At 71.6% G+C, this 26,110-nt stretch carries 23 protein-coding genes and 1 tRNA gene; 6 read left to right on the forward strand and 18 right to left on the reverse strand.

The features are described 5' to 3' along the window. Positions 1-12: 12 nt before the first annotated feature. The 12 genes from ACGH48_RS16090 to infC all read right to left on the reverse strand — a co-directional run bounded on the left by ACGH48_RS16090 (position 13) and on the right by infC (position 12,751). Entirely contained in the window at positions 13-1,209 is a 1,197-nt protein-coding gene (locus tag ACGH48_RS16090) for an argininosuccinate synthase (RefSeq protein WP_396289321.1), read from the reverse strand. Between the two features lie 9 nt (positions 1,210-1,218). Then, entirely contained in the window at positions 1,219-2,202 is a 984-nt protein-coding gene (gene argF, locus ACGH48_RS16095) for an ornithine carbamoyltransferase (protein ID WP_396289322.1), read from the reverse strand. Then, a complete protein-coding gene (locus ACGH48_RS16100; protein WP_395871515.1) occupies positions 2,199-3,368 on the reverse strand; it encodes an acetylornithine transaminase in 1,170 nt (389 codons plus the stop codon). Before ACGH48_RS16100 ends, argF begins: the two co-directional genes overlap by 4 nt. A gap of 50 nt (positions 3,369-3,418) precedes the next feature. Beyond that, positions 3,419-4,471, reverse strand: a complete 1,053-nt coding sequence (argB, locus tag ACGH48_RS16105) for an acetylglutamate kinase (protein ID WP_123312128.1) — start codon at positions 4,469-4,471, stop codon at positions 3,419-3,421. Continuing rightward, the gene (gene argJ / locus ACGH48_RS16110; RefSeq protein WP_340195575.1) at positions 4,471-5,631 is read right to left on the reverse strand and encodes a bifunctional glutamate N-acetyltransferase/amino-acid acetyltransferase ArgJ; all 1,161 of its coding nucleotides are present in this window, start codon (positions 5,629-5,631) and stop codon (positions 4,471-4,473) included. The genes argB and argJ overlap by 1 nt, the downstream gene beginning before the upstream one ends. A gap of 62 nt (positions 5,632-5,693) precedes the next feature. After that, complete coding sequence (locus ACGH48_RS16115) at positions 5,694-6,791, reverse strand: N-acetyl-gamma-glutamyl-phosphate reductase (protein ID WP_123312127.1); 1,098 nt, start codon at positions 6,789-6,791, stop codon at positions 5,694-5,696. Between the two features lie 78 nt (positions 6,792-6,869). Next, complete coding sequence (pheT, locus tag ACGH48_RS16120) at positions 6,870-9,362, reverse strand: phenylalanine--tRNA ligase subunit beta (RefSeq protein ID WP_340195537.1); 2,493 nt, start codon at positions 9,360-9,362, stop codon at positions 6,870-6,872. After that, positions 9,362-10,402: a phenylalanine--tRNA ligase subunit alpha gene (gene pheS / locus ACGH48_RS16125; protein ID WP_111086283.1), complete on the reverse strand. Its 1,041-nt coding sequence runs from the start codon at positions 10,400-10,402 to the stop codon at positions 9,362-9,364. Before pheS ends, pheT begins: the two co-directional genes overlap by 1 nt. A gap of 67 nt (positions 10,403-10,469) precedes the next feature. Next, complete coding sequence (locus tag ACGH48_RS16130) at positions 10,470-11,333, reverse strand: RNA methyltransferase (RefSeq protein WP_123312124.1); 864 nt, start codon at positions 11,331-11,333, stop codon at positions 10,470-10,472. A 65-nt stretch (positions 11,334-11,398) separates the two neighbouring features. After that, positions 11,399-11,782, reverse strand: coding sequence for a 50S ribosomal protein L20 (gene rplT / locus ACGH48_RS16135; protein WP_111086285.1), 384 nt, complete (start codon positions 11,780-11,782; stop codon positions 11,399-11,401). A gap of 27 nt (positions 11,783-11,809) precedes the next feature. After that, positions 11,810-12,004: a 50S ribosomal protein L35 gene (gene rpmI / locus ACGH48_RS16140; protein WP_111086286.1), complete on the reverse strand. Its 195-nt coding sequence runs from the start codon at positions 12,002-12,004 to the stop codon at positions 11,810-11,812. A gap of 60 nt (positions 12,005-12,064) precedes the next feature. Continuing rightward, a complete protein-coding gene (infC, locus tag ACGH48_RS16145; RefSeq protein WP_123312123.1) occupies positions 12,065-12,751 on the reverse strand; it encodes a translation initiation factor IF-3 in 687 nt (228 codons plus the stop codon). Positions 12,752-13,039: 288 nt separating this feature from the next. On the opposite strand from infC, the gene ACGH48_RS16150 reads away from it, so the two are divergent. Then, positions 13,040-13,396, forward strand: coding sequence for a DUF1844 domain-containing protein (locus tag ACGH48_RS16150; protein ID WP_396289323.1), 357 nt, complete (start codon positions 13,040-13,042; stop codon positions 13,394-13,396). Between the two features lie 104 nt (positions 13,397-13,500). On the opposite strand, the gene ACGH48_RS16155 is transcribed toward ACGH48_RS16150, so the two are convergent. Then, positions 13,501-14,823 carry a phosphotransferase gene (locus ACGH48_RS16155; RefSeq protein WP_396289325.1) on the reverse strand — a complete coding sequence of 441 codons (1,323 nt, stop codon included), beginning with the start codon at positions 14,821-14,823 and terminating at the stop codon, positions 13,501-13,503. Positions 14,824-14,964: 141 nt separating this feature from the next. Between ACGH48_RS16155 and ACGH48_RS16160 the strand changes: the two genes are divergently transcribed. The 4 genes from ACGH48_RS16160 to ACGH48_RS16175 all read left to right on the forward strand — a co-directional run bounded on the left by ACGH48_RS16160 (position 14,965) and on the right by ACGH48_RS16175 (position 20,297). After that, positions 14,965-16,425, forward strand: a complete 1,461-nt coding sequence (locus ACGH48_RS16160) for a CHAD domain-containing protein (RefSeq protein ID WP_396289327.1) — start codon at positions 14,965-14,967, stop codon at positions 16,423-16,425. Positions 16,426-16,510: 85 nt separating this feature from the next. After that, positions 16,511-16,966: a MaoC/PaaZ C-terminal domain-containing protein gene (locus ACGH48_RS16165; protein ID WP_396289328.1), complete on the forward strand. Its 456-nt coding sequence runs from the start codon at positions 16,511-16,513 to the stop codon at positions 16,964-16,966. Between the two features lie 87 nt (positions 16,967-17,053). Beyond that, positions 17,054-18,916, forward strand: a complete 1,863-nt coding sequence (locus ACGH48_RS16170) for a glycoside hydrolase family 2 TIM barrel-domain containing protein (RefSeq protein WP_396289329.1) — start codon at positions 17,054-17,056, stop codon at positions 18,914-18,916. 151 nt (positions 18,917-19,067) lie between these two features. Beyond that, positions 19,068-20,297 carry a hypothetical protein gene (locus tag ACGH48_RS16175; protein ID WP_396289330.1) on the forward strand — a complete coding sequence of 410 codons (1,230 nt, stop codon included), beginning with the start codon at positions 19,068-19,070 and terminating at the stop codon, positions 20,295-20,297. A gap of 61 nt (positions 20,298-20,358) precedes the next feature. Here ACGH48_RS16175 and ACGH48_RS16180 read toward each other — a convergent pair whose 3' ends face one another. After that, positions 20,359-21,417: an amidase domain-containing protein gene (locus ACGH48_RS16180; protein ID WP_396289331.1), complete on the reverse strand. Its 1,059-nt coding sequence runs from the start codon at positions 21,415-21,417 to the stop codon at positions 20,359-20,361. Between the two features lie 110 nt (positions 21,418-21,527). Here ACGH48_RS16180 and ACGH48_RS16185 point away from each other — a divergent pair, with 110 nt between their 5' ends. Beyond that, complete coding sequence (locus tag ACGH48_RS16185; RefSeq protein WP_123312117.1) at positions 21,528-21,911, forward strand: hypothetical protein; 384 nt, start codon at positions 21,528-21,530, stop codon at positions 21,909-21,911. A gap of 113 nt (positions 21,912-22,024) precedes the next feature. Here the strand turns inward: ACGH48_RS16185 and ACGH48_RS16190 are convergent, their stop codons facing one another. From ACGH48_RS16190 to ACGH48_RS16205, 4 genes are all read right to left on the reverse strand, one after another. Next, on the reverse strand, positions 22,025-23,893 hold the full coding sequence (locus ACGH48_RS16190) for a hypothetical protein (RefSeq protein ID WP_396289332.1): 1,869 nt from the start codon (positions 23,891-23,893) through the stop codon (positions 22,025-22,027). Between the two features lie 177 nt (positions 23,894-24,070). Continuing rightward, positions 24,071-24,146, reverse strand: a tRNA-Ala gene (locus tag ACGH48_RS16195). A 69-nt stretch (positions 24,147-24,215) separates the two neighbouring features. Further along, complete coding sequence (locus ACGH48_RS16200) at positions 24,216-25,307, reverse strand: hypothetical protein (RefSeq protein ID WP_396289334.1); 1,092 nt, start codon at positions 25,305-25,307, stop codon at positions 24,216-24,218. Between the two features lie 73 nt (positions 25,308-25,380). Then, a complete protein-coding gene (locus ACGH48_RS16205; RefSeq protein ID WP_111086296.1) occupies positions 25,381-26,040 on the reverse strand; it encodes a GNAT family N-acetyltransferase in 660 nt (219 codons plus the stop codon). Positions 26,041-26,110 lie beyond the last annotated feature (70 nt).

A 26,110-nucleotide genomic window follows, 5' to 3' on the forward strand; every position in this document is an offset into this window, starting at 1 on the left:
TGGCGGCGGGTGTCAGTTCGCCGCGTCGCGGCGGGCGGAGATCTTGCTGGGGAGCGACCAGAGCTCGATGAAGCCCTTGGAGAGGGACTGGTCGAACGTGTCGCCGGTGTCGTACGTCGCGAGGTCGAAGTCGTACAGGCTCTGCTCCGACCGACGGCCGTTCACCGTCGCCCGGCCGCCGAGCAGCTGCAGGCGGACGTCGCCGGAGACGTGCTGCTGGGTGTGGTCGATGAAGGCGTCGAGGCTGCGCTTCAGCCCGCCGAACCACAGGCCGTCGTAGACCAGGTCGGCCCACTCCGACTCGACACCGCGCTTGTAGCGGTTCACGTCGCGCTCGAGGGTGAGACGCTCGAGTTCCTCGTGCGCCGTGATGAGCGCGATCGCCGCCGGGGCTTCGTACACCTCGCGCGACTTGATGCCGACGAGGCCGTCCTCGACGACGTCGATCCGGCCGACGCCGTGCTTGCCGGCCACGGCGTTCAGCTCCTGGACGATCCGCAGCACGCTGAAGCGCTGCCCGTCGAGCGCCACCGGGACGCCGCGCTCGAACGTGATCGTCACCTCGTCCGCGTCACGCTGCACGGCGGGGTCCTGCGTGTAGGCGTAGAGGTCCTCGGTCGGGGCGTTCCACGGGTCCTCGAGGAAACCCGTCTCGACCGCACGACCCCACACGTTCTGGTCGATCGAGTACGGCGACCGCTGCGACTGCTGGATCGGCAGCGCGTGCTGTTCGGCGTACGCGATCGCCTTGTCGCGGGTCAGGGCGAGGTCGCGGACCGGTGCCACGCTCCGCAGGTCCGGGGCGATCGCCGCGACCGCTGCCTCGAACCGGACCTGGTCGTTGCCCTTGCCGGTGCAGCCGTGCGCGACGCTGTCGGCGCCGAGCTGCTTCGCCGTCAGCGCGAGGTGCTTCGCGATGAGCGGGCGGCTCAGCGCCGACACCAGCGGGTAGCGCTTCTGGTACAGCGCGTTGGCCTTGAGGGCAGGCACGATGTACTCGTCGGCGTACTCGTCCTTGGCGTCGACCACGATCGACTCCACGGCCCCGCAGTCGAGCGCGCGCTGCCGGATCGCGTCGAGGTCCTCGCCGCCCTGGCCGACGTCGACCGCCAGCGCCACCACCTCTTTGCCGGTGGCGTCACGCAGCCAGCCGATCCCGACGGAGGTGTCGAGGCCGCCGGAGTACGCGAGGACGACGCGGTCTGCCATGCGGTGCGCCTACGCGGTTGCCGCGGCGGTCGCGGACGCGGACGCGGTCGCGGTCGCGGTCGCGGTCGCGCCGTTCGCGGCGAGGAGCCAGGCCAGCAGCGCCTTCTGGGCGTGCAGACGGTTCTCGGCCTCGTCCCAGATGATGCTGCGCGGCCCGTCGATGACGTCGGCGGTCACCTCGAAGCCGCGGTCGGCGGGCAGGCAGTGCATGAACACCGCGTCGTCGGCGGCGTGCGCCATGAGGGCGTCGTCCACCCGGTACCCGGAGAAGGTGTCCAGACGCGACTGCTTCTCGGACTCCTTGCCCATCGACACCCACGTGTCGGTGACCACGACGTCGGCGCCAGCGACCGCGGCCACCGGGTCGGTCACGACCAGCACGGACCCACCGGTCTCGGCCGAACGGTGCTCGGCATCGGTGACGACCTGCGGGGACGGCGAGAACTCGGCCGGGGCAGCGACCCGGACGTGCATGCCCGCCGTCGCGCCGGCGAGCAGGTAGGACTGGGCCATGTTGCTCGCACCGTCGCCGATGAACGCCACCGTCTGGCCCGCCAGCGTGCCGCGGTGCTCGCGGATGGTGAGCAGGTCGGCGAGCAGCTGGCACGGGTGGAAGTCGTCGGACAGCGCGTTGACGACGGGGACGGTCGTGTCGGCAGCCATCTCCTCGAGACCGGCCTGGCCGTAGGTGCGCCAGACGATCGCCGACACCATGCGCTCCAGCACACGGGCGGTGTCGGACGGGGTCTCCTTGCCGCCCAGCTGGCTGTTCGCCGTCGAGATGATCAGCGGGCTGCCGCCCAGGTCGGAGATGCCGACGTGGAACGACACCCGCGTGCGCGTCGACGACTTGTCGAAGATGACCGCGACGCTCTGCGGGCCGGCGAGGGGCTTCGCACCCCAGCGGTCGGCCTTCATCTGGTCGGCGATGTCGAGGATCGCGGACTGCTCGGCCTGGCTGAGGTCGTCGTCCCGGAGGAAGTGGCGGGTCATGCGGAGGTCTCCTGGGCGGCAGCGACGGCCGCGAGGCTCTGGGCGAGGATCGACACGAACTCGTCGATCTCGGCGTCGGACACGATGAGCGGCGGCGCGAGGCGCAGGCTCGACTCGTTCGGGGCGTTGATGATGAGGCCACGCTCGAGCGCGGCGGCGTTGACCGCAGCCGCGACCGGACCCGTGAGCCCGACGCCGATGAGCAGGCCGGTGCCGCGGACCTCCTCGACGAGCGGTGAACCGATGCCGGCGATGCCGGCCCGGATCCGCTCGCCCTTGACCACGGCGGCCGCGACGAGGTCGGCGCGCTCGATCTCGGCGAGCACCGCGTTCGCCACCCGGGTGCCGAGCGGGTTGCCACCGAAGGTCGAACCGTGCTGGCCGGCCGAGAACAGGTCGGACGCCCACCCGAAGGTCACGAGCGCACCGATCGGGAAGCCACCGGCGATGCCCTTGGCCACCGTGATGGCATCGGGGGTGAAGCCGTGCCCCTGGTAGGTGAACCAGTTGCCCGTCCGTCCGACGCCGGTCTGGATCTCATCGAGGATCAGCAGCGCACCGTGCTCCTCGGTCAGTCGGCGTGCCGCGAGCAGGAAGCCCTCCGGCAGGTCGACGACGCCGGCCTCACCCTTGATCGGCTCGATGATGATCGCCGCGACGGTGTCGTCGATCGACGCTTCGAGCGCTGCGACGGTGGAGTCGATGTGCTCGACCCCCGGGATCATCGGCAGGAAGTCCTGCTGCAGCGCGGGCTTGCCGGTGAGCGCGAGCGCACCCATCGTACGGCCGTGGAACCCCTGCTTGAGCGCGAGGATGCGGGTCTTCTGCCCGTCCGCGCCCTTGTTCAGGCGCGCGAGCTTGAAGGCGGCCTCGTTCGCCTCGGCACCGGAGTTGCCGAAGTACACGCGCCCGGCGTCGCCCGCACCGGTGATGCGCTTGAGGCGTTCCGCGAGCTCGAGCTGCGGCGGGGTCGCGAAGTAGTTCGACACGTGCACGAGCTTCGCGGCCTGGTCGGCGATCGCCTCGACCAGGACGGGGTGCGCGTGGCCGAGCGAGTTGACGGCGATGCCCGCCAGGAAGTCGAGGTACTCGTTGCCCTCGACGTCCCAGACACGGCAGCCCTGTCCGCGCTCGAGCATGATCTTCGGCGGCGTCAGGGATCGCATGAGCGACGCCCCGAACCGGTCGTTCCAGGTCTCGGTCTGCGTCTCGCTGCTCACTGCTGCTGCCCCTTCTCGGTCGTGCTGGCCACGTGTTGGCCGGTGCTGGTGCTCGTCGACGGTGCTGCCACGCGTCGGCCGATCTCGGCGTGGGTCATCTGGTTCTCGGTTCGTCGGCTCGGGTCCGGGATCACCTCGGTGCCCGCACCGCGCAGGGTGAAGACCTCGAGCAGGATCGAGTGCGGGATCCGGCCGTCGATGATCGTCGCCCCGCCGACCCCGCCGACCACGGCGTCGAGGCACGCGGTCATCTTCGGGATCATGCCCGACTCGAGGGACGGCAGGAGCTCGCGGAGCTCCTCGACCGCGATGAGGTCGACGAGCGAGTCGCGGTCCGGCCAGTTGCGGTACAGGCCGGGGACGTCGGTGAGCATGATGAGCTTCGACGCACGCAGCGCGATCGCCAGGGCGCCGGCCGCCGCGTCGGCGTTCACGTTGAGCGCCTGGTCCGGGTGGGCGTCGTCGATCGCGATGCTCGAGACCACCGGGATCCGGCCGGCCTCGATCGCGGCGAGCACCCCGGAGGGGTCGACGTGGGTGATGTCACCGACGTGGCCGAGGTCGTACTCCTGCCCGTCGACGACCACGCCCTTCTGCTCACCGGTGAACAAGGACCCGCCGTCGCCGAACACGCCGACGGCCAGGCCCTCGCCGTGCTCGTTCATCAGGTCCACGATCTCGCGGTTGACCTCGCCCGCCAGGACGTCGCGGACGACCGTGATCGCCTCGGTCGTGGTGACGCGGTAGCCACCTCGGAACTCGGACTCGATGCCCTGTTCCTTGAGCGCGGCCGAGATCTGCGGACCCCCACCGTGCACCACGACGGGGTGCAGGCCGGCGTAGCGGAGGTAGACCATGTCCTCGGCGAACGCCCGCTTGAGATCGTCGTTCACCATGGCGTTGCCGCCGAACTTGACGACGACGACCTTGCCGGAGAAGCGCTTGAGCCACGGCAGGGACTCGATCAGGGTCGCGGCCTTGACGGCCGCGAACTCGTGTTCTTCTTCCTTCGTGAGGGGCGTCCCGGCCCCTTCGGTGTCGTTCGCCATCAGCTGGAGTACGCGCTGTTCTCGTGCACGTAGTCGTGCGTGAGGTCGTTGGTCAGGATCGTCGCCGCGTGCGTCCCGACACCGAGGTCGATGCGCACGTGGGTGTCGCGCGGCGTCAGGTCGACGGTGTCGCTCGGCTGGTCCGGCGCACCGGCGTGGCAGACCCGGACACCGTTCATGCTGACGTCGACCGCGTACGGGTCGAAGTCGGCGTCCGTCGTGCCGATCGCCGCGAGCACCCGGCCCCAGTTCGGGTCGTTGCCGAAGACCGCGGCCTTGAACAGGTTGTTGCGGGCGACGCTCCGGCCGACGGTCACGGCGTCGTCCTCGGTCGCGGCGTGCACGACCTCGATCGTGATGTCGTGGCTCGCGCCCTCGGCGTCCTGCTGCAGCTGGCGGGCCAGGTCCGCGCAGACCGCGGTCAGTGCTTCCTGGAAGTCGCCGACCTCGGGCGTCACCCCGCTCGCGCCCGACGACAGCAGCACGACGGTGTCGTTCGTCGACATGCAGCCGTCCGAGTCGACGCGGTCGAAGGTGATGCGGGTGGCCGCGCGGAGCGCCTGGTCGAGCTGGTCCGGCGTCTGGACGGCGTCGGTGGTGATCACGACGAGCATCGTCGCGAGCCCTGGTGCGAGCATGCCCGCGCCCTTCGCCATGCCGCCGACGGTCCAGCCGTCCTCGGTCACCACGGACTGCTTCGCCTTGGTGTCGGTCGTCATGATCGCCGTGGCCGCGTCCGGGCCGCCGTCGGCGCTGAGTGCGGCGCTCGCCAGGTCGACCCCGCGCAGCACGCCGTCGCGGAAGGTCTGGTCGCCGACCCCGATCAGGCCGGTGGAGCAGACGACGACGTCGCCGGCGCCGATGCCGAGGGCGTCGCCCACTGCTTCGGCGGTCATGTGCGTGGTCTGGAAGCCGAAGGGGCCCGTGAAGCAGTTGGCACCGCCGGAGTTCAGGACGACGGCACGCGCAGCGCCGTCACCGACGACCTGGCGGGACCAGATCACCGGGTGCGCCTGCGCACGGTTGCTGGTGAACACCGCGGCCACGGCCGCGTCGGGGCCGTCGTTGACGACGAGCGCCACGTCCGGCTTGCCGCTGGTCTTGAGGCCGGCGGTCACGCCGGCCGCGCGGAAGCCCGCTGCTGCGGTCACGCCCTGCAGGGCCGGGAGGCCCGTGGCCGCGTCCGTCCCGCCGGTGGCGGTCGGTTCGTTGCTTGCGTCGGTCACGGTGCGACTCCGTCCACGCTCAGGCCCAGGGTCTCCGGCAGACCGAGGGCGATGTTGGTCGACTGGACGGCGGCGCCCGCCGTGCCCTTCGCGAGGTTGTCGAGTGCCGTCACGGCGACGACGCGGCCAGCGGCCTCGTCGACGGCGATGCCGACGAGTGCGGTGTTCGCACCGATCGTGTCCGCGACCCGGGGGAACTCGCCCTCGGGCAGCAGGTGCACGAACGGCTCGTCGGCGTAGGCCTGCTCCCAGGCGAGTCGCACGTCGCGCGCGCTCACCCCGGGGGTGATCTTGGCGGTCGTCGTCGCGAGGATGCCGCGCGACATCGGGACGAGCACGGGCGTGAACGAGATGGTCACGTCGGCAGCACCCGCCACGACCAGGTTCTGCTGGATCTCCGGGACGTGCCGGTGCGTGCCGCCGACCGCGTAGGCGCTGGCGGAGCCCATGATCTCGGACGCCAGGTAGGTGTTCGCGAGCTTCTTGCCGGCACCGCTCGGGCCGACGCTCAGCACCGCGACGATGTCGTCCGACTCGACGAGTCCGGCCTGGATGCCCGGCTGGATGCCGAGCGTCACCGCGGTGACGTTGCACCCGGGGACGGCGATCCGCTTGGTGCCGACCAGGGCCGAGCGCTGCTTGCCCTGCGACGCGATGTCCTCGACCTCGCGCCACTCGTCGGCCGAGCCGGGGGCCGGGGCGGCGAGCAGGAGCTCGGGCAGGCCGTAGGTCCAGGCGCCGTGGTACTCGCCGCCGTAGAACTGCTCCCAGGCCGCGGGGTCCGTCAGGCGGTGGTCCGCGCCGCAGTCCACGACGAGGGCCTCGTCACCGAGCTCCTCGGTGATCGCGCCGGACTGACCGTGCGGCAGCGCCAGGAACACGACGTCGTGCCCCCGGAGCGTCTCGGCCGTCGTCTTCTCGAGGGTCAGGTGCGACAGCGAGCGGAGGTGCGGCTGCGTCGCGATCAGCGGCTGTCCGGCGTTCGAGAACGCCGTCACCGTCCTGACGTCGAACTCGGGATGGGCGGAGAGCACGCGCAGGAGCTCACCACCCGCGTAGCCGGAGGCTCCCGCCACGGCGACGGATACGGACATGGGATTCCACCTTTGGTCGGACTGGTCGTCGAGAGAGTCGGAGGCGGCGACCCCGGGCGGTGCTGATCCCGTCGTGGGTCAGTCGCGCAGGGTCGCCCCGAATCGCTCGCCGGCACGTCGGACTGCGCCGTCACGGGCCTCGGTGGCCTCGGCAGCGGTCAGCGTGCGGTCCGTGGCACGGAAGCGCAGGGCGAACGTCAGGGACTTCTGTCCCTCGTCCACGCCGGAGCCCCGGTAGTCATCCACGAGCCGAGCATACTCCAACAGGTCTCCGGCACCAGAGCGGACCGCATCCAACACGTCACCGGCCGGGACCCCGGCGTCGACGACCAGGGAGAGGTCCTGCGTCGCAGCGGGGTACGACACGATCGGCGCGACCGCGACGAGGTCGGGGGCCGCGGCCACCATGGCGTCGAGGTCGAGCTCGACCACGGCCACCACGCGGGGCAGCACCGCAGCGGCGGACAGCTCCGGCAGGAGTTCGCCGGCGACGCCCACGACGGTGTCGCCCACGAGCAGCGACGCCGCGCGGCCCGGGTGCAGCGACGGGTGGGTGGTCTGCGCGACGCGGAGTTCGACGCCGACGGCCCACGCGACCTGTCGCGCCGCGTCGATCGCGTCGGCGATGCCGTACGGCTCGGCGGCGACGCCGGCCTGCTTGACGACTCGGTTGCCGGTGAGCAGTGCGGACACGTGGAACGGCTGTGCGGGCAGGGACGCGTCGAGTGCCTGGAGGGTCGCGCGGTCGGGCAGCGCGGCACCGGCCGGGACCTCGTCGGTACCGAGCGTCACGCCCGTCGCCGGCAGGAACACCCGCGAGGTCTCGTAGAGCGCCACGTCGAGCAGGCCGCGCGCCACGTTGCGGCGGGCGGCGTCGACGAGGGCCGGTACACCGCTGCGGCGGAGCAGGTTCTGCTCGCTGTCGAGGGCGTTCGCGAGCACGACGCTCGGGCCGCCGTCCGGGTCGATCCCCGGGTAGGCGTCCTGGGTCGCCGCGGAGACGAACGGTGCCGTCACCGCTTCGACCAGGCCCGCCGCCGCGAGGGCCGCGGAGACCCGACGTCGCGCCTGCTGGTGCGGGGTGAGTCCGCGTCCGGGCGGGGCGACGGGCAGCACGCTCGGGATGCGGTCGTACCCGACGATCCGCGCGACCTCCTCGACCAACGTGGTGTCGTCGGTGAGGTCGGGGCGCCAGGTCGGCGGCGTGACGGCGAGCTGCTCGCCGTCGGCCTGCACCGTGGCGCCGATCGCGCGGAGGGTGTCGACGACCTCGGTGTCGGTGTAGTCCACACCGATGAGCTCGGCCGGACGAGTGGTCCGCATGCTGACCGTCGCGCGGGGCTCGGTGTCGACGAGGGTCGATCCGAGGGCGTCGGCCGTCCCACCCGCCAGCTCGACGAGGAGCTCGACGGCGCGGTTCGCAGCGGCCTCGGCCACGAGCGGGTCGACGCCGCGCTCGAAGCGACGGGAGGCTTCGCTCGGCAGCTTGTGCCGGCGAGCGGTCCGCGCGATCGAGACCTGGTCGAACCCGGCGGCCTCGATCAGGACGTCGGTCGTGCTCGCCGAGATCTCGGTCCGCGCACCGCCCATCACGCCGGCGAGTCCGACGGGACCGTCGTCGTCGGTGATGACGAGGTCCTCGGGGTCGAGCTTCCGCACGGCGCCGTCGAGGGTCTCGAGCGTCTCGCCCGCAGTCGCACGACGGACGCCCAGGCCACCACGCACGGTCGACAGGTCGTACCCGTGCAGCGGCTGGCCGAGTTCGAACATGACGTAGTTCGTGATGTCGACGGGCAATGAGATCGAGCGGACGCCTGCCAGGGCGAGGCGGGACACCATCCAGGCGGGTGTCTTCGCCGCGGGGTCGATGCCGCGGACGACCCGGGTGACGAACGTGCTCGCGCCGACGCGACCCCGGATCGGGGCCTGGTCGTCGATCGTCACCGAGAAGCCCTCGGCCGTGCGGGGGGCGACGCGGTCGGCGGGGTCGTGGAAGCTCGCCCCGGTGGCGTGGGCGTACTCGCGCGCGACACCGCGCATGCTCAGCACGTACCCGCGGTCCGGCGTGACGTTGATCTCGACCGCGGCGTCGTCGAGGCCGAGGAGTGCGATGGCGTCCTCGCCCACGGTCGGCTCCATGCCGAGGTCCGCGAAGCGGAGGATGCCCTCGTGCTCGTCGCCGAGACCGAGCTCACGTGCCGAGGCGATCATGCCGTCGGAGACGTGGCCGTACGTCTTGCGGGCCGCGATCGGGAACGGGCCGGGCAGCACGGCGCCGGGCAGCGTGACGACGACGAGGTCGCCCACGTCGAAGTTGTGCGCGCCGCAGACGATGCCGCGCGGCTCGGGCTCACCGACGTCCACCTGGCACCAGTTGATGGTCTTGCCGTTCTTCTGCGGCTCGGGGACGCGTTCGAGCACCCGGCCGACCACGACGGGGCCGGTCAGGTCGAAGGTGTGGACGTCTTCTTCCTCGAAGCCGACCGACACGAGCGCCGCGTGGACGTGCTCGAGGGTGACGTCCTCGGGGAGGTCGACGGACTCGCCGAGCCAACGGAGTGGGACGCGCATCAGACCACCGTTCCGAACTGCTGCGAGAAGCGGATGTCGCCCTCGAGGAAGTCACGCATGTCGTTCAGGCCGTTGCGGAACTGCAGCGTCCGCTCGATGCCCATGCCGAAGGCGAAGCCCTGGTACTCGTCCGGGTCGATCCCGGCGGCACGCAGGACGTTGGGGTTGACCATGCCGCAGCCACCCCACTCGACCCACCGGGCGCCGCCCTTGGCGTTCGGCTGCCAGACGTCCATCTCGGCGCTGGGCTCGGTGAACGGGAAGTAGTTCGGGCGCAGGCGGATCTGGGCCTCGGCGCCGAAGACCTGGCGGGCGAAGTGCTCGAGCGTGCCGCGCAGGTGCGCCATCGTCAGGCCCTTGTCGATCGCGATGCCCTCGACCTGGGTGAAGACCGGCAGGTGCGTGGCGTCGAGCTCGTCGGCGCGGTACACACGGCCCGGGGCGATGACGTAGAGCGGGAGGTCGCGGGACAGCAGCGACCGCACCTGCACGGGCGACGTGTGGGTGCGCATGACGAGGTGCCGGTCGACGGGCTCGACGAAGATCGTGTCCGCCATGGCCCGGGCCGGGTGGTCCTGGTCGAAGTTCAGGGCGTCGAAGTTGAACCACTCGTGCTCGAGCTCGGGGCCTTCTGCCACTTCCCACCCCATGCCGACGAAGATGTCCGCGACGGCTTCGTTGAGGAGCGAGAGCGGGTGGCGCGAGCCGGTCGGGCGGTGCGTCGGCAACGCGGTGACGTCGACGCGCTCGGCCTCGAGCCGCGCGCGCTCCTCCGCCACGGCGAGGACCGACTCCTGCTCCGCGATCGCCGCGTTCAGCCGGCCGCGGGCCTGGCCGACGAGCTTGCCGGCGGCGGCCTTCTGCTCCGGCGGCACACTGCGCATCGACGCGTTCATCCGAGCCAGCGGCGACTGCTCACCGGTGTGCTCGGCCCTGGCCTGCTTCAGTTCGGCGACCGTCGTCGTGGCGCGGACGGCGGCGAGTGCTGCGTCCACGGCGTCGGCGACGGCCGATTCGCTGATCTCGAGAGGTTCTGACACGAGACCCAAGCCTACCGGCCGACGGGATACCACCCGCCTGCACCGGTCGGACTGTGGAGAGGAGGGGTCAGCTCCGGAGCGCGAACGCCGACTCGTACAGGCAGACCGAGGCAGCCGTCGCCAGGTTCATCGACTCCGCCTGGCCGTAGATCGGCACCTTCACCGCACGGTCGACGAGCGCGAGGTCCTCGGTGGTGAGCCCGCGGGCCTCGTTGCCGAACACCCACGCGGTCGGGCCGTCGAGCATGCCCTCGGCCCGGACCACCGGCAGGTCGTCTCCCGACACGTCGGCCGCGAGCACCGTGTACCCGAGCGCCTTCGCCCGCGCGATCGTGTCGGCCAGGGTCACGCCCACCGACACCGGCACGTGGAACAGCGAGCCCGTGGTCGAACGGACGACCTTCGGGTTGTACGGGTCCACCGACCGCCCGGTGAGGACCACCGCGTCGGCGCCGGCGGAGTCGGCGGCGCGGATGATCGTGCCGGCGTTCCCCGGGTCCCGCACCTCTTCGAGGATGGCGACCAACCCCGGCAACGTGGCCGGCTCGTCGGCGTCCCCACGGGCCTCCAGGTCGACGGCAGCAGCTGCGTCACCGACGCGACGGTCGGGGAAGACGTCCTTCACCGACGTCGGGAACTGCTGACAGACGGCGACGACGCCCTGGGGCGTCACGGTGTCCGCCATCGCGTCGAGCACCTGCTCCGTCACGAACCATGTGTCGACCGGCGCGTCGTCGAGCCCGTAGCGGGCTGCGGCCGTCGGCGTCACGTAGAGCTCGCGCAGGAGCTCCGGGGCGTACTCGAGTGCTTCACGCACCGCCTGCGGCCCTTCCAGCAGGAACAAGCCCGTTTCGGCACGGACGTCCTTCTTCGACAGGGCCGCGACGGCCTTCACGCGTCCGGCACGGGGGTTCTCGAGGAGATCGCTCACGACCCAAGTCTAGGAACGACGAAACCCCCGCCGTGCGGCGGGGGTTTCGCGAGCAGAAGAACTGACTACGCAGCCTTCGGAGCCGAGGTGTCGGCCGGGAGGGCCTTCTTCGCGGTCTCGACGAGCGCGGTGAAGGTCTCGGGGTTGTTCACCGCGAGGTCGGCGAGGATGCGACGGTCGACCTCGACACCGGCCAGACCCAGACCCTGGATCAGACGGTTGTAGGTGAGGCCGTTCGCACGGGACGCAGCGTTGATGCGCTGGATCCACAGGCGACGGAACTCGCCCTTCTTCGCGTGACGGTCGCGGTACGCGTAGACGAGGGAGTGGGTGACCTGCTCCTTGGCCTTGCGGTACAGACGCGAACGCTGGCCGCGGTAGCCCTCGGCGCGCTCGAGGATGACGCGGCGCTTCTTGGCGGCGTTGACCGCTCTCTTTACTCGTGCCATTGCACTATTCCTTTACGATCCGGGGGCTCAGTGGCCGAGGAGCTTCTTGACGTTCTTCGCGTCTGCCTTGGAGAGGACCTGGTCCTCGTTCAGGCGGGCCTTGCGCTTGGAGCTCTTGACCTCGAGGTTGTGACGCATACCGGCCTGCTGCTTCATGACCTTGCCGGTACCGGTGATCTTGAAGCGCTTCTTCGACCCGGAGTGGGTCTTCTGCTTGGGCATGGTGGTGCCTTTCCGTGGGATGGATGGGGGCCGCGTCGTTGCGGGGTCGGTCGGGGTGACCTACTCGGCGGGGCTGTCGCTGTCGGCAGGCACGGAGGCCTGCTCGGGTGCGGCGTCCGCCGCCGGCGCCTCGGCCGGCTGGTCCTTCGCTGCGTGCTCGGACGCACGACGCTCGGCCTTCTGTGCAGCGCGCTTCGCGTTCTGCTCGCCCTTGACGTCGGACTTGTTCTTGAGGGGGGCGATGATCATCGTCATGTTGCGGCCGTCCTGGGTCGGACGGGACTCGACGACGCCGAACTCGGCGATCTCCTCCGCGAACTTGTGGAGGAGACGGACACCCTGCTCCGGACGCGACTGCTCGCGGCCACGGAAGAGGATCATCGCCTTCACCTTGTCGCCACCGAGGAGGAACCCCTCGGCGCGCTTGCGCTTCGTCTCGTAGTCGTGCACGTCGATCTTCAGACGGAAACGGACCTCTTTCAGGTCCGTGTTCACCTGGTTGCGACGGGCTTCCTTGGCCTTCTGAGCGGCCTCGTACTTGAACTTGCCGTAGTCCATGATCTTGGCCACGGGCGGCTTCGAGTTCGGCGCGACCTCGACCAGATCCAGTTCGGCTTCCTGCGCGAGGCGCAGTGCCATGGCGATCGGGACAACGCCGACCTGCTCACCCTGCGGGCCGACGAGTCGGACTTCGGGAACGCGGATTCGGTCGTTGGTACGGGGATCGGTGATGCGGAGCTCCTTCAATCAGGTGGTGGTCGTCCGGGACGTATGCCCTGGACGACAGCACGAGAGAGGAGATCTGACGCACGGATCGGAACCCGTTCGGCAGCCGCCCTGCGTCGGATCCGTGGACCCGACCGACGTGTGCACCCAGTTGCGGTGCACTCGCGGAGCGGTGGTGACCCGGTAGCCTGGTGGAACGCGGCCGCGGGTGGGAGAGACTCCTCTTTCGTGACACCGTCCGAGCGATCCAGGAGAACCTGGTGGCACACGGACAGCATCTGCCGCGAGCGAGTCTAGCAGAGGAGCACCGTGACCGACACCCCGATCGACGACGACGGCAGCGGCATCGACGCCGCCAGGGACATCTCGGAGGTGCCGGCCGTCGAACTCATCAACACCGTGGCCGTGCACCTGCTCAGCGCGGCGGCCGTGAAGGTCGGCCTGGCCGACGACCCGCAGGAGCAGACCGACCTCGACGAGGCACGCAAGCTCCTCACCGCGCTGGCCGGCCTGGTCACCGCTGCGGCGACCGAGATCGGCGACCACCACGCCCGTCCGCTGCGCGACGGCCTGCGTTCGGTGCAGCTCGCGTTCCGCGAGGCGTCGGCGATCCCGGACGCGCCGGGCGCCGGCCCGGGCGAGAAGTACACCGGCCCCGTCAACTGACGGCTGGCAGCTGACGCGCGACGGGCCATGTCCGTCAGGGCGTCGGACGGGAGGCCCGTGGCGGGATCGCCACGGGCCTCCCGTCCGTCTCGGGGGTGCGTGGGTCAGGACGCGCCGCGGCCGACCAGGCGCGTGACGGCCGCGAGCGGGATGCCGACCCAGTCGGGTCGGTTCCGGGTCTCGTAGACGACCTCATAGACGGCCTTGTCGAGCTCGAACGCGTCGAGCAGCTCGCGGTGGGCGCTGAGGTCCGCGCCGGTCCCCCGCTGGTAGCCGGCGAGGAACCGCACCCGGGCCTCGTCCGCCCACGCTGCGGCGTCGACCGGTTCCGCGTCGTGCGCCAACGCTCCGGCGACGTAGTCGAACGACCGGAGCATGCCGGCGACGTCACGGAGGGTGACGTCCGGCAACGAGCGTTCGGCCAGGGGACGGAGCGGCTCCCCCTCGAAGTCGAGGAAGACCCAGCCGCGCGGCTCGGGGGCGGCGAGCACCTGGCCGAGGTGCAGGTCGCCGTGGATGCGCTGAAGGTCCGGCCAGGGCGTCGCCGTGGCACGGGCGTAGACCGCTCGGATCGCATCCGCGTGCTCGGCGACGGCCGGGGCCTCGCGCGCGGCCGTGTCGAGCCGCTCGTGCATCGTCGCGACCGCTGCGTCTCGTCGGGCCTCGTCGGCGGGTTCGGACGGCAGCGCCTCGGCGAGGGTGCGGTGGACGTCGGCCAGCGCCGCGCCGAGCTGCTCGGCCCGGTCACCGAAGGGTGTACCGGCGTGTGCTTCCTCGAGCGCCACGCGCCAGGCGTCCTCGAGGCCCGGGAGGAACTCCTGCGCGAACGCGAGGTGGCCGGTCGCCGTGCCGCTGCCCTGTCCGACGTCGGGCCAGCTGCCCCGCAACGCGCCGTAGACCAGGGGGACGCGTGCACTGCCGGCTGCGGACAACGCGAGCTGCGTCGTGACATCGGGGTTGTCGCCGTGGTGCAGGACGCGGAACACCTTGATGATGACCCGGGCACCGGACTCGGTGTCGCAGATGACCGAGGTGTTGGACTGCTCGCCGGTCAGGACGCGCGCACCGGTGACCCGGCCGATGGAGCGCAGGCTCTGCGGGTCAGCGTCGATGCGTGCGGCGAGCGCCGTGATCCACGCGTGGTCGGTGGTGGCGTCGGCGATGGTGCCGTCGGGGCCGCTGGTCACGGGTGACTGGTAGAGGACCGGAGCCGCGGGTGCTGCGGGGGCTTCGTCGAGGACGAGTCGGGTGCCGTCGGCGGTGGAGAGGGTGCGGAGGCGCGGCACGGACCCCTTCGACGCGTACCACCGGCGGTCGGCGATCCAGGACTCGAGGTCGTGGTCGCTGGGGGCGGTGTCGCCGGGGTCGGGTGCGGTGTCGCGGGTGTCGGGTGCGGTGTCGCTGGGGTGGCGGGCTCCGTCGCTCATGCTGCGGACCGTACGCGCCGAGTGCTGGCGAGGTGCCGAGTCCGTTCCTCATCCCTGCACAGCTCGCGGTTCTGGGCCACCCGTCCACAGAACGCGCCCGCGCTCGGACCGCACGGGCGCCGGCGGACGACACTTGCGGACATGCCGAGCCAGCACCCCGCCCCCGACACCGCCCGCACCGACCCCCGCCGGAGCTGGCGGATCCCCGACGACCGCCGACTGCCCGCGCTCGAGCCCCTCGCGTCGGCCGTCGAACGGCACGAGGCCGTGACGCTCCGCGAGACCCTCTGGGACACCGAGGAGCGCGTGCTCGCGGGCGAAGGGGTGACGCTCACCCGTGCGCTCGACGGTTCGTGGAGCCTCGACCGCGGCGAGGGTCCGGAGCCGCTGTGCCCGGACCTCGACTTCCCCGATGACGAGCAGCCCCCGCGCGATGCGGTCGAGGTGTTCCTGCGCGGGCGGGCGGTGGGGACGGTCCGCCTCCGGGACACCACGACGACCCTCGTCACCCTGCGCGGCAAGGACGGCCGGGTCCGGGCCGAGATCGCCGACGTCCGGGTGGACGAAGGCGACCCGGACACCACCGTGCTGCGGTCCGCGCGGTGGTGGGCACTGTCGGACGACGGGCGGGACGGCGCCACCGCACGGGCGGCGGAGCGGGCCCTGGACGACGCGGCCACCGAGCCACCGTCGACCTCGGCCGTCGCGGTCCCGCCGACTCCCGTGCTCACACCGGAGCGGCGCGGCAACCGGGCGAAGCGACCACGTTCGGGCACCGCCGCGGCGTTCGTGCTGCGGGTGCTCGAGTCGCTGCGCACCGACCTCGTCGCGGTCGACCCGCGGGTCCGTGCCGACGAGCACGAGTCCGTGCACGACTTCCGCAAGGTGGTCCGTCGACTGCGGAGCGTGCTCGCGGCGTACCGCGGAGCGCTCGACCGCGACGCGACCGAAGCGCTGCGGGCCGCCCTCGCCCAGGTCGGACGGGTCGCCGGTGCCGCCCGCGACGCCGAGGTCCTGCACGGCGGCCTGTTCCGGTCGGCAGCGCGGGCTCCCGACGGGTTCGTCGACGCGCCGACGCTGGACCGGATCGGCGAGCGCGCGGCGGCACTCCGGAGCGCGGCCGCAGCGGAACTCCGCCAGGTCCTGCGTTCCGACGACTGGTTCCGCGCGCTCGATGCGCTGGACCAGATCCTGCTCCGCGCCCCGGCCGGACCGCACGCCCAGGACGACGCCGCCGCCTTCGTCGCGAAGCGCATCGACCGCGAGCGCGCCCGGGTCCGGCGGCTGGTCGACGGCGGATCGGACGACCTCGACGCCCTGCACGAGATCCGGAAGGCGGCACGGCGCCTGCGGTACGCGCTGCAGGCAGCCGGTGACGTCGCCGACCTGGGGAAGCGGCGGCTCGGTCGGCTGCGGCGGGTGCAGGAGACGCTCGGCGACGCCCTCGACGCCGCCCACGCGGCAAATGCCTACCGTCGGCTGTCCGGTCCCGCTGCTCGGGACGGCGCCGACACCTTCGGGTACGGGGCGCTGGCGACGGCGGAGCACGCGGTGCTCGAGCGCGGGCTGCGACGCTCGAGGAAGGTGCTCGCCCTGCTGTGAGCGAGGCCGGGCGTGATGCTCGGTGCGCGGCTCGTCGGGCTGCTCGTCGGGCTGCTCGTCGGGCTGCTCTGCGAGAATCGCAGGCGTGCCCCACTACCTCGAGGACCTCGCCACCGGACAGACCTTCACGACCCCGGGTCGCACGATCACCGAGGCGGACGTCGTGTCGTTCGCCTCGTGGACGAACGACAACAACCAGGTGCACACCGACGTGGAGTTCGCCGGCAAGACCCGGTACGGGCAGCGGATCGTGCACGGGCTGCTCGGCACCTCGCTCTGCCTGGGGCTGATCGCACGGACCGGGGTGTTCGAGGGGTCGGCCGTGGCACTGCTCGGGATCGACCAGTGGCGGTTCACCGCGCCGGTGTTCATCGGGGACACCGTGACCTGCGAGGTCGAGATCCTGTCGACACGCCTGACGAGCTCCGGGAAGACCGGCATCGTCGAGCGGACGGTCTCGCTGCGGAACCAGCGCGGCGACGTCGTGCAGCAGGGACGCATGGACGTGATGGTCCTGACGCGCGACGCCGCGATCGCCTGACACCGCTCCGGGCACCCACCGGTTCTGCCGGGTGGCAAACGTTGCGACGCTCTTTACAACGATGTACCGGAGCGGGAGCATGGAGCCATGAGCACGCTCGACGGCACCGTGGCCGCACCTGACACCGCATCCGCTCCCGCACTGCCCCTCGCCTCGCGGCAGGACGGCACGTACCCCCGGCCGCAGATGCTCCGCGCCGCCTGGGCCGACCTCGACGGCACGTGGTCCTTCCGGAACGACGGCGACGACTCCGCCTGGAGCACCGGGTTCCCGGACGCCCGTGACATCGTCGTACCGTTCCCGCCCGAGTCCGCGGCCTCGGGCATCGACGAGCCCGGCTTCCACCCGGTGGTCTGGTACTCCCGTGCGATCACCCGCGCCGACCTCGAGGCAGCCGGACACGGCACCGCCGCGCCCCGGCTCGTCCTGCACTTCGGCGCCGTCGACTACCACGCCCGCGTCTGGATCGACGGCCAGTTCATCGGCGAGCACGAGGGCGGCCACACGCCGTTCTCGTTCGACGTGACCGACGCCCTCGCCTCCGACCCCGACGCCGTCCACACCCTGGTCGTCCGCGCCGAGGACGACCCGCACGACCTGACCCAGCCCCGCGGCAAGCAGGACTGGCACGAGGACCCGCACGCCATCTGGTACCGCCGCACCACCGGCATCTGGCAGACCGTCTGGATCGAGGCCGTGCCGACCGCCTCGATCGAGTCCCTGCGCTGGACCAACGTCGACCACGCCACCGTGCGCCTGACCGTCCGGATCGCGGGCGACCGCACCGGCGGCGAGCGCCTGCGCGTCGTCGCCCGGTGGGACGAGCGCGACGAGCACCTCGCCACCGTCGAGTCCACGCTCGGCGACACCTCGGACGAGTTCGACGTGGTCGTGCCGATCTCGCGGCAGACGAACGGGCAGGCCGAGGACGAACTGCACTGGACCCCGGACGCCCCGCGCCTGGTCGACGCCACGGTCTCGCTGCTCCCCCGCGCCGGCGCGACGCCGATCGACGCGGTCGCGTCCTACTTCGGGCTCCGCACCGTCGGGATCGACGGCGGCACCTTCCTGCTGAACGGCCGCAGCCACGACGTCCGCAGCGTGCTGAACCAGGGCTACTGGCCGGACTCGCACATCGCCGCACCGTCCCGCGAGGCACTGCGCCGCGAGGTCGAGCTCATCAAGGAGCTCGGCTTCAACGCCGCCCGCAACCACCAGAAGATCGAGGACCCCCGGTTCCTGTACTGGGCGGACCGGCTCGGCATCCTGGTCTGGGGCGAGGCCCCCGGCGCCTACGCCTTCTCGCCGCGGGCTGTCCAGCGCCTGATGCGCGAGTGGATGGACGCCGTCGAGCGCGACGCCTCACACCCGTCGATCGTCACCTGGGTGCCGGCGAACGAGAGCTGGGGCGTGCAGCACATCGCCACCGACCCCGCACAGCAGGCCTACGCCCGGGCACTCGCCGACGTCACGCGGGCGATCGACCCGACGCGTCCGGTGATCTCGAACGACGGGTGGGAACACACCAACTCCGACATCGTCACGGTCCACGACTACGAGGGCGACGGGCCGCGGCTCGCGGCGACCTACGCGGACGACACCGCACGGACCCGGCTCCTCGGAGGCATCGGCCCGGCGGATCGCCGCATCCTCGTCGGGGGTGCCGAGGACCAGGGCCAGCCCGTCATGCTCACCGAGTTCGGCGGCGTGAACTACCAGCCGGGCGTCCAGCGCGAGGACGGCTGGGGCTACACCTCGGCCAGCGACGGCGACGACTGGGTCACCCGCATCACGGCGCTGTACGACGCGATCCGGGCGAGCTCGTTCCTGGCCGGCTCCTGCTACACGCAGCTGACCGACACCATGCAGGAGACCAACGGTCTGCTCAACGCCGACCGCTCCCCGAAGGTCCCGATCGAGCAGATCCGTCGCGCCGTCACCGGTCGCTGACCGGGAGGCTCGCACTTCGTGAGCAGGAATGGTCGGGTCCGGCAGACGGACCCGACCATTGCTGCTCACGATGCACGCAGATCGGCGCGCGGCCCGGCGCGCGGCCACCCGCCGGAGCGGGCACGGGCCCTGGTCTGGGAGGATCGGGCGGGTGACGAGCGTGGCGGAGACGAGCCGGGCCTCCCGGTCGGGGGTGCGCAGCCTGCTGACCGGGCCCCGCAGTGCGTGGACCGCGCCCCTGCTCATCTGGGCGGCATCACGGGTGGTGAGCACGCTGCTGCTCGCCACGGTGTTCGTGCTGGCGACCGCGAACGACTGGACGTTCGCGTCGTACCGGAAGGACCCGTCGTTCTTCACGTTCTCCGGGTCGTGGGACGCCTCGTTCTACCGGACCATCGCGGAGCACGGCTACCCGGCCACGCTCCCCGTCGACGACGCGGGGCACGTGCTGCCAAACGCTTGGGCGTTCCTGCCCGTGTTCCCCGCGATCGTGCGGGTCGTGATGACCGTCACCGGAGGCTCGTTCTGGGTCGCGGGCGTGCTCGTCGCGACGATCGCGGGAGCCGGCGCCTGCGTGCTGCTGTACCGGCTGGTGCTCGCGGTGGGCTGCTCGCACCGTGCACGCTGGGCGACCGCGCTCTTCGCGTTCGCGCCGACCGGGTTCCTGCTGCAGGTCGCGTACGCCGAGAGCCTGCTGCTCGTGCTGCTGTTCGGGGCACTGCTGGCCCTGGTGCGACGGCGGTACTGGCTGATCGCGCCGCTCGGGGTCGTCGCGGCGTTCACCAAGCCCGGAGTCCTCGCGCTCGCGGTGGCGCTGGCCGTGCACCTGGTCGTGCGGTGGGTGGAGTCCCGACGGTCCGCGCGACCCGCCGAGGTGTTCCCGTGGCGTGACCGCATCGCGATCGTGGCCTCCGGACTCGTCGTCGCGGCAGCGGGACTCGCGTGGCCGGTGATCGCCTCGGCGGTGACCGGGCGGCCGAACGCCTACCTGGACACCGAGCTGTCGTGGTGGGTGGGGTTCGTCGGGCGACGGCACTTCGCCCCGCTGACGCCGTGGTTCACGATGGCCTCGACCTGGCTCGGGCCGCTCGGCATCGTGCTGGTCATCGCGGTGCTCGTCGGCGCGGTGTGGTTCTTCTCGCGCAGGAGCACCCGGGCCCTGGGCACCGACGTGCTCGCGTTCACGGCGTCGTACGGGCTCTACCTGGTGGCGGTGTTCCTGCCGCAGCAGTCGTTGCCGCGGCTGCTCATGCCGATGGCGCCGTTGCTCGGGTCGGACGTGTTCGTGCGGACGCGGCGGCGGGCGGTGACGTGGCTCGTGGTCGGGGTGTGCCTGCAGCCGGTCGCGATCGTGCTGCTCTGGTTCCTCGGGTACCCCTGAGCTGCTCGGGTGGTTCCTGAGCTGCTCGGGGTGTTCGTGAGCACGGCGCGGGGCCCTCGGGCTACGCGTCGAAGGTGTGGAACCAGGCCGTCCCGCCCGGGTGCTGCACCGTGATCATCTCGTCGAGGTCGCGGTACGGGCCGTCCTGGTTGTGGCTCGCCGACTTGATGCGGATGGTGCCGTCGGACTCGGTGAAGACCTCGGACACGATGGTGGTGTGGTCCGGCGACCCGTTCGCGTTCCAGTCGTAGAAGACGATGTCGCCGACCTTGACCTTGTCGCGCTCGTCCGAGCTCCGACGCGTCAGCCCGAACTCCGCGGCGTTCGTCTCGAGCCACGGGTCCATCGTCGGGCAGTACGTCCACGTGGCGCTGTGCTCGGCACCGGCGGCCCGGTTGTACCAGTCGGACCGCTGCTCCCAGCCGCGGGCGATGAGCGTCTGGCTGACGTAGTTCGCACAGTCACCGCCGATCGGGTTCATGGTGCCGTACTCGGACAGGTTGTAGTCCTTCCAGTGCGCCATCGCGTACTGGAGCTGCCGGTCGACGTCGGTCAGCGCGGCGTAGGCCACCGACGACGTCGCGACAGCGGTGGACGGGTCGGGCACCGGGGCGGCCGTGGGTGCGGGCGTCGCCGTGGCCGAGTCCTGCGTCGCACCAGTCTGCCCGTCGTTCGCGGCACTGCCGTTGCCGTCCGACGACTGGTTGGCCGACGGGCTCGGCTCGATCGACTCGGTGAAGAGCGCGACGTCGGCGTCACCCGCGGTGTACATCGCCTGGTGCGGGGCCGTGAAGGTGACCTTCGACGCCGTGGCCGTGACGTCACGAGCGGCGACACCGCCGACGGTGACGCCCTTGACCGCGGCGAGACCGGTTCCCGCGACGGTGACGGTGACGCCGCCGGCGAGCGGGACCTGCGCCGGGGTCAGGGACTTCGCGACGGGCTTCGGGGTGGTCGTGCTCGTGCCGGCGTTGCCGTCCTCGGCGTTGTCGTTCTTGCCGCTGCTGCCGTTCTTCTTGCCGGCATCGTCGCTGCCGGACGAGCACGCGGCGACCGCGAGCCCGATCCCGGCGACACCGGCGAGGGACAGGAGGGCGCGACGGTTCATCGAGGCAGTCATGACACAGCCAGCGTAAGCGACACACCTGACGTTCCGGCACGGCATGATCGTCGTCGGGGGGCGAGCGTCCTCCGTGTCCGCACGGACGCCTTCGAGAGGATCAGCAGACCATGCCCGAGAGTCACGACTTCTTCGTCGCCACCGACCCCGAGACCGCTCGCGGCCAGGTCCGCTCGGCACTCGCCAACGAGGGCTACACGGTGGAGGACGCCGAGCAGGGCGCGCTCCGAGCCACCCGCGGCAGCCTGGGCCTCACGCTGCTCATCGGTGGCCTGGCGAACGACCGCACCTTCCACACCCGCCTGGACGTGCAGATCATGGTCACGCCGGACGGCCGCACCGTCGCACGGCTGCTGCGCGGCTCCGGCAAGTCCGCGATCAAGGGCGGTGCGCTCGGGGTCTCGCGCGGCAACCGTGCCTTCGAGCAGGCGGCGAACGCGATCCACACCGCGTTCGCGCAGGCGGGGGTGCTGACGGACAGCTTCGCGAGCTGACGCGGACGCGTCGCTGACCCGCGGCACGCGGTGGCCGCGGGTCCTTGCACGTGTTCTCCGACACGACACGCGGTGATCGACTCGTGAATCGTCGCGAACCGCGTGCGGCCTCGTCAGGAGCAGGACCAGTTGCGGTCGATCTCCGTCGAGCCGAACGGCGTCTTGTACTGGGTCATCGCGATCGGGCCACCCAGCAGCCGCGCGCCGGAGCACGCTGCCTGCGCCTGGTCGAGGCGGCCGTCACCGATCGCGATCCAGCTCGGCAGGGGCCGGAGCGGGCTCGTGGTCGGCACGGTGCCCACGATCGTGCGGAACTGGTACGAGGTCGAGTAGACGCCGATCTGCGTGATACGGCTGCTCTTCAAGGCCGCGACCATGCCCTCGAGCGCCACCCGGTTCTGACCGGTGTCGCTCAGGTGGGACAGGCCGGTCTCGACGTCGAGCCACCAGCGGTACTGCCCCGGGTTGGCGACGCCCCGGGTGTTCGCTGCTTCGTAGGCCCTGGCGTAGCCGTACATGTACGAGCACGCCGACGTCGTCTTCCAGGTCGGCTTCGCGCCGGACTGTGCCGTGCACGTGCCGTACGGGTTCGTCACGGACTGCCCGTTCGGCGCGGCGTTGGACGTCGGCCAGACCGATGCCGCAGCCGCCCCGGGATTGGCGAACAGCGCGTAGACCTGCGTCTTCGGCTGTGCGGTACCGCCGGCGGACGATGCAGCCCAGGACAGCTGCTGCTGCAGGCACGGGTTCGTGGTGTTGCCGAGGCTCGAGTTCACCCCGACGATGCCGAAGGACTGGTCGGTCGGCACGCTCTTGCCGCACTGCGGGTACGAGACATCGACCCCCGTCCCCGACCCGCTGTTGCCGTTGAGGAAGTACCCGACGACGTCGACGTACACGGTGGCCCTGCCCGCAGACACCTTCGCCTGCACCTGCCCACCGGACGCCAGCGGCGCGATGAGCGCGTTGCCGATGGTCTGCCCCTTGGCGTAGACCTGCGTCGGCACACTCGAGGCGAGCCCGGCGCCGACGACGCGGAGCGATCCCCCGACGCTGCCGCCGCCGACCTTGGCGTTGATGACGGCCGCGGTCGCGTTGCGCGGCACACCCGCGGTCCCGGCGACGGTCACCCTCGTGGCGGTGGTGCCGGCGGCGACGGTCGCGGCGCGGACCGGGTGCGCCGACACGAACACCGACCCGTTGGCGTTCGGCGCGTAGTACCCGACGACGTCGGCGAGCACGCGCGCGGACCCGGAGGAGACCTTGGCCTGCACGGCGCCGCCGGACAGCCGGACGGTGGTCGTGTTCGCGACGGTGGTGCCCTTGGAGTACATGAGCGAGACGACGCCCGCGTTGTTGCCGGACGGGGTGAGGCGCAGCCGGCCGCTCGTCGCCGGACGGGACACGTCGGCCTGCAGCACGACGGCGGTGGCGTTCGACGGCACGCCCGCCTTGCCCGCGACGACGATGCGCTTCGCGCCCGTGGTCACGGTGCCGTTCAGCACGTTCGTCGGCGCGAGCGGCGTGTAGGTCGACCCGGTGGCGCTGGTGCCGTACCAACCGGCGACGTCGAGGGCGACGGTCGCCTTGCCGGCCGAGACCTTCACCTGGGCCTTGCCGCTGGTGAGTCCGACCGTGGTGGTGCCGGAGATCGGTTGCGCCCTGGCGAAGTTCTGGATGGCGGGGCTCGCGGTGCTGCCGAACGGGGCGACGCTCACGTACGCGGCCGCACTCGGCGAGGTCACGGTCGCGGTCAGCACGACCGCGGTCGCGTTCGACGGGATGCCGTTCCGGCCGCCGAGCGTGACGGTCGTCAGCTTGCTCGTCGCGGTACCGGACCAGGCTCGCGCCGGCGCCACGGGCGTGAACCGCCCGGTGGTCGGCGCTGCGGCCGAGGCCGGCGCCACCGGAGCGACCACGAGCAGCCCAGCAGTGACGGCGAGCACCGTCCCGATCGATGCGATGGCAGTCCTGAAGCGCACGTGTTCCCCCGTTACCCGCGCCCCGTCGGCGCACCGGGAGTCTAGGACGATGCGCTCAGCAACACACCACCCCTGTCCGCGAACTGTGCATGACGACACAGTGACGCGAGCCTGTGAAACACACCGAACGCAGAACGGCCCGGAACCTGTTGGTTCCGGGCCGGATCGGCTTTGCCTTGGTGGAGCTAAGGGGATTCGAACCCCTGACCTTCTCATTGCGAACGAGACGCGCTACCAACTGCGCCATAGCCCCAAGTGCTCGACCACACTAGCACCACCGTTCGGCCGAACCGAAATCGTGGCCAGTCGGGCGAGCCGCGACTCAGACCGCGCGGCGCCGACGCATGATCGCGTCGAGGTCGGCCTGCTGGTACGCGTCGTCGTCCAGGACACCCATGCCGGCCCACTTGCTCGGCGGACCCGTGGGCGTCGTCGGCTGGTCAGGCGTCTCGGCGACGAGCTCCGGGACGGCGGGAGCACGCAGCCCCAGCCGCTCGGCGAGACGCCCCTGGTCGTGCGCCGACAGCGACGCCGCCGCCTCTTCGAGCTCCGGACGCATCCGGGACACGGTGGCGAGCGAGGGATCGGACTCCCCCGCACGGATCGCTGCGGCTTCGGCGTCCGCCTCGGCCTTGGCCTCGGCGACGCGCTCCTTGAGTCGCGCGGCGAGCTCGGCGGACGACTCCGGCGTGGCAGCGGGCGCCGTCGGACGCTCCACGTACAGCGGCTTCGGCACCCGGTTCGGGGTCCAGCTGCGGTCCTGCGCGGGTTCTGCGGACTGCTCGGTGGTCAGCGGCGGCGCCGGGTCCGTCCACGTGGTCGTGGGCCGGGAGGCACGGCTCGCGCCCGCCTCGGCCGCCGCGACACGGGTCTTCCGCGCCGTCGCCACCTGGTGCAGCTGGGCGAGGACCGCTGCGGACCCACCCGCGGCGAGGAGCCCGGCGACGCCGACGAGCCACAGGGCGGGTGCCGCGACGAAGACGACCAGCGCGACGACGACGCCGAGCGTGCCGAACAGGGTGGCTCCGAGGCGGGAGCGGCGCATGCGCATCGCGGTCAGGGCGGGCACCGACGACGCACGCTCGAGGACCGGGGCCTGCTCGGCGAGGCGGCGGGTGATCTCCCGCTGGCGCGCGGCTTCGTGGGCACGGACGATGGCGGTGCGCTTGGCTTCTTCGGACCGAGCGACACGCTGCGCCTCGGCCAGGGACTTCGCGTTCATCTCGACACGGACCTCGTCGGGGAGCTCGGCGGTCTGCGCCAGGATCCGCAGGGTCTGCTGCAGCCGGATCGCGTTGCGTTCGGTGGCCAGGTACTGGCGTCGGGCGGCCCACGACGGCATCAGGTAGACGAGCCAGAGGACGGCCGCGACGAGCAGGACGATGCCGCCACCCCACGAGCCGATTCCTGCCATGCGAACACGGTAGGGGCGGGGGTATCCCCGTCGCGTGATTGCGGAACGCGTGTTGCGCGTGTCGCGGCGGAATCTACAGCCGGGGCGTGGTGGTGATCGGCAGCGCCGCTTCGTCACGGGCGGCGAGCGGTACGGCGCCGAGTCCGGGCGGCACCTGTCCACGGACCCACCGCTCGAGGACGCCCTCACGGACCTCTTCGGCCACGAGCGCGAAGCAGAAGTGGTCGCGCCAGTCGCCGTTGATGTGGATGTACCGGCGACGCAGCCCTTCGTACCGGAAGCCCAGCTTCTCGACGACGCGCAGGGACGGGGCGTTCTCGGGGCGGATGCAGATCTCGATGCGGTGCACGCCGACGGCGCGGAAGCAGTGGTCGACGGCGAGTGCGACCGAGATCGGGGTCACGTTGTGTCCGGCGGCGTCCTCGACGACCCAGTAGCCGATCGAGGCACTGGCCAGCGACCCGTAGGTGATGCCGGAGACGTTCAGCTGCCCGACGAACCGGCCGTCGAGCTCCATCGCGAACGGCAGTCCGAGTCCCGCGCGGGCGTTGGCCTGGAGCGCGCGGATGCTGCCGCGGACATCGGTGGAGACGTGTCCTGAGGGGTTCGTGGCCTCCCAGGTGCGGAGCCACGATCGGTTCGACGCGAGTGCGAGGTCGAGGTCGCGCGTGTCACGGAGCCGGAGGGGCCGGATGGTGACCCGCCCGTGGGACAGGGTCGGGATCGTCGTCATCGCTTGGTTCCTCCGGGATCCCGCCGCTGTGCGGGACGGGGTGTCCCGCCCGGGTCCGTGTGCACGGACC

The sequence above is a fragment of the Curtobacterium pomorum genome, from assembly GCF_044497295.1.
Taxonomy (GTDB): domain Bacteria; phylum Actinomycetota; class Actinomycetes; order Actinomycetales; family Microbacteriaceae; genus Curtobacterium.

What these genes read in the sequence shown, in the direction of transcription:
- ACGH48_RS16090 (WP_396289321.1), bottom strand. Translation starts at nt 1,209, where the DNA reads ATGGCAGACCGCGTCGTCCTCGCGTACTCCGGCGGCCTCGACACCTCC.
- argF (WP_396289322.1), bottom strand. Translation starts at nt 2,202, where the DNA reads ATGACCCGCCACTTCCTCCGGGACGACGACCTCAGCCAGGCCGAGCAG.
- ACGH48_RS16100 (WP_395871515.1), bottom strand. Translation starts at nt 3,368, where the DNA reads ATGCGATCCCTGACGCCGCCGAAGATCATGCTCGAGCGCGGACAGGGC.
- argB (WP_123312128.1), bottom strand. Translation starts at nt 4,471, where the DNA reads ATGGCGAACGACACCGAAGGGGCCGGGACGCCCCTCACGAAGGAAGAA.
- ACGH48_RS16115 (WP_123312127.1), bottom strand. Translation starts at nt 6,791, where the DNA reads ATGTCCGTATCCGTCGCCGTGGCGGGAGCCTCCGGCTACGCGGGTGGT.
- pheT (WP_340195537.1), bottom strand. Translation starts at nt 9,362, where the DNA reads ATGCGCGTCCCACTCCGTTGGCTCGGCGAGTCCGTCGACCTCCCCGAG.
- rplT (WP_111086285.1), bottom strand. Translation starts at nt 11,782, where the DNA reads ATGGCACGAGTAAAGAGAGCGGTCAACGCCGCCAAGAAGCGCCGCGTC.
- rpmI (WP_111086286.1), bottom strand. Translation starts at nt 12,004, where the DNA reads ATGCCCAAGCAGAAGACCCACTCCGGGTCGAAGAAGCGCTTCAAGATC.
- ACGH48_RS16155 (WP_396289325.1), bottom strand. Translation starts at nt 14,823, where the DNA reads ATGAGCGACGGAGCCCGCCACCCCAGCGACACCGCACCCGACACCCGC.
- ACGH48_RS16160 (WP_396289327.1), top strand. Translation starts at nt 14,965, where the DNA reads ATGCCGAGCCAGCACCCCGCCCCCGACACCGCCCGCACCGACCCCCGC.
- ACGH48_RS16170 (WP_396289329.1), top strand. Translation starts at nt 17,054, where the DNA reads ATGAGCACGCTCGACGGCACCGTGGCCGCACCTGACACCGCATCCGCT.
- ACGH48_RS16180 (WP_396289331.1), bottom strand. Translation starts at nt 21,417, where the DNA reads ATGACTGCCTCGATGAACCGTCGCGCCCTCCTGTCCCTCGCCGGTGTC.
- ACGH48_RS16185 (WP_123312117.1), top strand. Translation starts at nt 21,528, where the DNA reads ATGCCCGAGAGTCACGACTTCTTCGTCGCCACCGACCCCGAGACCGCT.
- ACGH48_RS16200 (WP_396289334.1), bottom strand. Translation starts at nt 25,307, where the DNA reads ATGGCAGGAATCGGCTCGTGGGGTGGCGGCATCGTCCTGCTCGTCGCG.
- ACGH48_RS16205 (WP_111086296.1), bottom strand. Translation starts at nt 26,040, where the DNA reads ATGACGACGATCCCGACCCTGTCCCACGGGCGGGTCACCATCCGGCCC.